5 protein-coding genes are annotated in these 6000 nt (G+C 35.7%); 2 read left to right on the top strand and 3 right to left on the bottom strand.

Annotated elements, in window-relative coordinates:
* Both ACFIK2_RS08045 and ndk read left to right on the top strand, forming a co-directional pair.
* The coding region (locus tag ACFIK2_RS08045) for an autotransporter outer membrane beta-barrel domain-containing protein (protein WP_375677133.1) at positions 1–684 on the top strand (684 nt) is incomplete at its 5' end.
* A 268-nt stretch (positions 685–952) separates the two neighbouring features.
* Complete coding sequence (gene ndk, locus ACFIK2_RS08040; protein WP_375677132.1) at positions 953–1375, top strand: nucleoside-diphosphate kinase; 423 nt, start codon at positions 953–955, stop codon at positions 1373–1375.
* Positions 1376–1697: 322 nt separating this feature from the next.
* On the opposite strand, the gene pgsA is transcribed toward ndk, so the two are convergent.
* The 3 genes from pgsA to ACFIK2_RS08025 form a co-directional block, all read right to left on the bottom strand.
* A complete protein-coding gene (gene pgsA, locus ACFIK2_RS08035; RefSeq protein WP_273723320.1) occupies positions 1698–2279 on the bottom strand; it encodes a CDP-diacylglycerol--glycerol-3-phosphate 3-phosphatidyltransferase in 582 nt (193 codons plus the stop codon).
* Between the two features lie 72 nt (positions 2280–2351).
* Entirely contained in the window at positions 2352–4331 is a 1980-nt protein-coding gene (gene uvrC, locus ACFIK2_RS08030; protein ID WP_375677131.1) for an excinuclease ABC subunit UvrC, read from the bottom strand.
* A 394-nt stretch (positions 4332–4725) separates the two neighbouring features.
* On the bottom strand, positions 4726–5589 hold the full coding sequence (locus ACFIK2_RS08025) for a 23S rRNA (adenine(2030)-N(6))-methyltransferase RlmJ (protein ID WP_375677130.1): 864 nt from the start codon (positions 5587–5589) through the stop codon (positions 4726–4728).
* Positions 5590–6000 lie beyond the last annotated feature (411 nt).

Below are 6000 nucleotides of genomic sequence, written 5' to 3'. Positions count from 1 at the left end.
TGGGAAAATGGAGAGTTTTATATAGGTGGTTTTGGCAGTTATGATCGTGCCCGTGTTGCGCATGCACGGGGGGGTAACAGTAGAATCAATACTTATGGTATTGGCGCTTATGTCACTTATTTGGATCATAGTGGATGGTATCTCGATGGTATTTTAAAATACAATCATTATCAAAATACTCTAAAAGCCGTTTCAACGAATGGTTTAGAGATTGAAGGAACATATACTCAAAGGGCATTGGGAACTTCCTTTGAAGCTGGTTATCGACTTAAGACGTCAAAGAACAGTTGGTTACAGCCTTATGGACAATTTACATGGTTACAAGTTGAGGGTAAAGAAATCAAGTTATCGAATGACATGACAGGTGACATGCGTCCATTCACTTCATTACGCAGTGAGGTTGGCTTATCTTTAGGATATGAATTTGGTTCTCGCATAGATTCCTCATCGCTTGCGTATATTACAGCAGCATGGTTGCGTGAGAATAAAGATGACAATCAAACGTTAATTAATCAACGCCATCCATTTACCACTGACTTATCAGGGAATGCAGGTAAATTAGGAATAGGTTTAAGCAGTTTAGTGAGTGAGAAGTTAAAGTTATATGGTGAGGCCCATTATATTAAAGGGCGTAAAACAAAACAGTCCCTTCAGGGTATTTTAGGTGTACGCTATAGTTTCTAACGATATGGTTATTTTTTGATTGATTTCAATGATAATTTTGATAGGAAGCATTTAAGATTATGAAAGAAGATTCAATATTTATTGAGATTCGGTAGCGCATCTTTATGATGGGATAAGCAATTGCAGGTATTTTTATTAAAGTTTTCTTTATAATTTATTCTATGTTTATGAGAATTTGTGTAGATTTTTGCAGAGTCACTTGGCAAAGGGCTCCTTGCTCGCTATAGAAATGGCTAGAGAATATTATAAATGAAATAAAGGTGGTTAAATGGCTTTAGAGCGTACTTTTTCGATGATTAAACCAGACGCAACCCGTCGTAATTTGACTGGCGCAATTACTAAAATGCTTGAGGATGCGGAGCTACGTGTTATTGCGTCTAAACGTGTTTGGATGAGCAGACGTGAGGCTGAAAAATTTTATGCTGTTCATAAAGAACGTCCTTTTTTTAGTGAATTGGTTGAATTCATGTCTTCTGGTCCAACCGTTGTACAAGTTTTGGAAGGTGAAAATGCAATAGCTAAAAACCGTGAAGTAATGGGGGCTACGAATCCTAGTGATGCAGAAGAAGAGACAATTCGTAAGGTTCATGCTTTATCGATTGGCGAAAATTCTGTCCATGGATCCGATAGTGCTGAAACGGCAAAAACAGAAATCGCCTTTTGGTTTCCTGAGGTAGAAATTGTTGGTTAATAAAGCGTTTATAATAATAAAGCGTATATAAGAAGCAAAAAACCGAAATATAGTGTTTCGGTTTTTTGCTTATGAGATTATAGATTTTTTTGAAAGCATATGGAGCATTAATCGTTTAATATTGCAGCTGCTTTTACGAAAATATAAAGCCTATTTACTCTTTCTGAAGAGTTTTTATCTACACGCTACCCTTACTTGTAATGTGCAAAAAAGTGTTTTATTTATCTATCATTAATAGATTTAAAATAAATCAATCTTATGCTATTCTCATCTCTTATTTAAGTACAAAAAGATAAATCATCATTATAAAATTCCATACTATTCATAGGATAACGTGTTTTAAACCTGCACGAAAATAATCCCACCCTGTCCACAATGTAAGGAGGGCAGAAATCCAAAGCATAGTAATGCCAAACTCTACTGTGTAAGGGAAAATTTTATTACCGGCTGGTCCAGCTAAAAGAAATACAATAGCGATCATCTGTACAAAAGTTTTCCATTTTGCAAGACGAGAGACAGGAACACTAACTTTTAACTCAGCCAAATATTCACGTAATCCTGATACAAGAATTTCTCTGCAAAGAATGATAATAGCTGCCCATAGTGTCCACCCAGCGATGGTACTGTCTGCGGCAAGCAAGAGCAGACAAGCAGAGACGAGAAGTTTATCGGCGATTGGATCTAACATGCGACCAATATTGGATGTTTGCTCCCAAATACGAGCAAGGTAACCGTCAAGAAAGTCAGTAATGGATGCAACGATAAAAATAGAAACAGCAATCCAGCGAGTGATATCACTTGATTGTAGTCGCCCTTCTAAAAAAAAGCATGCAACAACCATTGGGACTGCAACAATTCGTGCATAAGTTAAAATATTTGGAAAAGAAAAAGTATGATTTTTCATGGAGCCATTTTTAATTCTTGTGAAAGAGAATATATTTCCTAAACGTAACAAGGCGAAGGTTATGAAACAAGCCTATTTTTCATGAAAATGGTTATGAATTTTTTGTGCAATTGTCATAGAGATTCCCGTAACTTTTTTTAAATCTTCAAATGAGGCACTCGCAACAGCTTTGGCACTTCCAAAATGATGAAGCAAAGCACGCTTTCTTGTCGGACCGATATTTTCGATTTCATCAAGTGGGTTTTTGAATGTTGCTTTTTTTCGTTTTATCCTATGAGTTCCAATCGCAAAACGGTGTGCTTCATCACGCAGACGTTGCAAAAAATAGAGGATAGGATCACGTGGAGGAAGTGTAAAGGGGGAAATACCTTTTATAAAAAATCTTTCACGTCCCGCATGACGGTCAACACCTTTGGCGATTCCAACAACTGTGAAGAGATCATTTAATTGTAACTCAGCAAGTATTGCATGTACGCTGTTGATTTGTCCTTCACCACCATCGATTAAGATAAGGTCAGGCCAAATGGGAAAAAGATCATCATCTTTTATGTCATGACTTCTATTTGGAAGATCATACTCTTTGATAAGGCGTGAAAATCTTCGTTTAATCACTTCTTTCATCATGCCAAAATCATCGCCAGGCGTGATATCTGTTGAGCGAATGTTGAATTTTCGATATTGATTTTTAATAAATCCCATTTGACCAGCAACAATCATAGCCCCTACAGCATTTGTTCCCATGATATGAGAATTGTCATAGACTTCTATCCGGCGTGGAGGAAAAGGTAGTTGGAATGTTTTAGCAAGACCTTGAAGCAATTTTGTATGGGTGGCTGTTTCAGAAAGCTTATGTTCAAGTGCTTCATGAGCATTGAGATAGGCACGATTAACAAGAGTTTTCCGTTCACCTTGTTTGGGTAAAGAGAGGGATACTTTGTGGTTTGCTTTGAGACTAAATGCTTCTGTAAGAAGTGCTTTTTCTTCAATTTCTTCAGATAAAAGGATGCTTTTGGGGAGTGGTTTATCATCATAAAATTGGGCAAGAAAACTTGCTAAAATTTCAGTACAGGGAAAAGAGGGATCTGCTTTAGGAAAATAAGCACGGTTTCCCCAATTTTGCCCCATGCGAAAAAAGAACACTTGGATACAGGTCATTCCTTCTTTTTGCGCAATCGCAAATACATCCGCTTCTTTTATCGTTTGAGGATTTATACCTTGATGGCTTTGTATGTGAGAAAGGGCGGATAAGCGGTCACGATAGGAAGCTGCTTGTTCAAAATCAAGATTTTCTGCGGCTTTATGCATAGCTTGAACCATATCGTTTTTAACAGATTGATCTTTTCCCGAAAGGAATGCTTTTGCTCCTTTCACCAGTTCTTTATAATCACTGTCACTAATTTCATGTGTACAAGGTGCAGAACATCGCTTAATTTGATAAAGCAAACAGGGGCGTGTACGGTTTTCAAACACTGCATCGGTACAGGTCCGTAATAAAAAGGCGCGTTGTAAAACATGAACTGTTTGTGTTACTGCACCAGCAGAGGCAAAAGGACCAAAATAATGGGCTTTTCGTGTTCGAGCACCACGATGTTTATAAAGTGCAGGTGATCGATGATCATCTGTAATCATAATATAAGGGAAACTTTTATCATCACGCAGGAGTACATTAAAATATGGACGCAATTTTTTGATCAGATTGGCTTCTAAAAGAAGAGCTTCTGTTTCAGTATGGGTGACGATAAATTCCATATGATATGTTGCACGAATCATGCGGGTAATACGATTATTGTGTCCTTGTTCACGTGTATAGTTTGAAACACGTTTTTTGAGATTACGAGCTTTTCCAACATAGAGAATATCACCATTTTCACCAATCATCCGGTAAACCCCTGGCTTATGCGGAAGGTGTCTAACAAACTCTTGTATGAACTTGACACCTTGGAATTGATTTTTCTCATTACTTTGATTGGCATTATTCCACGTAATGTTAGAGAGAAAAGAAAGCTTTTCCCGTTCATTTTGCGGACAATTTGTATTATTTTTCAGAACCATTCCGTTTATTACGAATATGTTGTTTGTTTAATATATGAAATATTCTTTTTTGTTAAATAATGATTATTTATGTCTTTATAATTTTTTTCTATAAATAATATCTTATAACATAAGAGTATGATTTTAGAGAGCTGATCGTTCATAAAAAATATGAGAGTTGTTATTCTAAGACAGCTCTATGAATTTGGCCAATTTATCCATTAAAATGATTGAAATAAGAAATCCATAATGATTAAGAAGATAGGCTTTCTAAAAAAAAATAATTCACGCTGATCGTTATTAGCTTACCATTATAATATGTTGATATTATCCAAAGAATCAAAGAACTTGATCATTTAATGCCTTTGTATTTTACAACATGATATTTGATTTAGGAAAAATATCAGAGAAAGATCTAAAATAATAGATGTTCTTTTTGAAGCCACTTATGCGTTATTTGGGCATTTTCATCTTGTCCAAGACGCTTGATAAGAAAGGGGCTGAGTTTTTTCATTTCTTCTTCCAAAAGGTAGGGAGGGTTAATAATAATCATACCACTTCCATTCATTGTCGGTGGACTTGAACTTTTTCGGATACGCATTTCAAGTTGTAGAATCTTAGGAATTCCGGTTTGATAAAGCGCGTGAAGAAAACTTTCAATTTCTTTGTCATATTTAACAGGATACCATAAAGCGTAGATCCCTCCAGAAAAGCGACGATAGGCTTTCGTTAATCCCTCAATAAGGCGGGAAAACTCACCAGCTTTTTCAAAGGGAGGGTCAACAAGGATAAACCCACGTTTTTCTTTTGGTGGTACATGAGCATTTAAGGAAAGCCAACCATCTAAATGCAGAACTTTTGTCTGATAATCTCCTGCAAAGTTTTTTGCTAAAATATGATAATCTTCATTGTGCAATTCTATTGCGGTGAGGCGATCTTGTTTCCGTAATAATTGACGAATAAGAACAGGAGATCCAGGATAAAATACAATTTCTTTTTCCCCTTTATTGAGGGCATCAATGATGTCACACCATGGACAAAGGAGTGTTTTTAAATCTTCTGGGATAGGAGTTGAAAAAAGTCGTTGGACACCTTCGCGCCACTCTCCTGTTTTATGTGCTTCTAAAGAAGAAAGGTCATAAATACCGATTCCAGCATGCGTATCTATAACGCGAAAAGCTTTTTCTTTGCGTTTGAGATATTCTACAATGCGAGTGACAATAATGTGTTTAAAAACATCAGCAAAATTGCCAGCATGATAAATATGCCGATAATTCATGGAGTAAACTCTATCATTATGTATAACTGTACCGGATTATTAGCATAGAATAATAGAATTGATATCCATAAAAATACTCTTGTAGAAATCAAACAATGCCCTCACCCCCCAATTATACACTACAGAAAAAATATTAATGTTATGGGAGCATTTATTCACAGAGCTATTTTTATATAATGAGATTAATCGTTAAAATTTTAATTTTTTTATATGAAAGATAGACAAGAAGAGATCAAACATTTCAATAGAGATATTTATGTTGTAAGAGAATTTTTTATGATCGCGGACTCTTTTAGGAAAACTATAAAAAACACTCAATTAACGAGAATATTAGTGAAGTTTGTTGAAAAATTGAAGGGTATCTTTCAAATTCATTCATAAATTTGCTTGTTTAAAGATTAAAGAATTTCA

The organism is Bartonella sp. AP88XZML (genome assembly GCF_042195565.1).
In the GTDB taxonomy this organism is placed as follows: domain Bacteria; phylum Pseudomonadota; class Alphaproteobacteria; order Rhizobiales; family Rhizobiaceae; genus Bartonella.
Note: the sequence above shows the minus strand (reverse complement) of the source record. Positions and strands in the feature narration are given on the sequence as shown.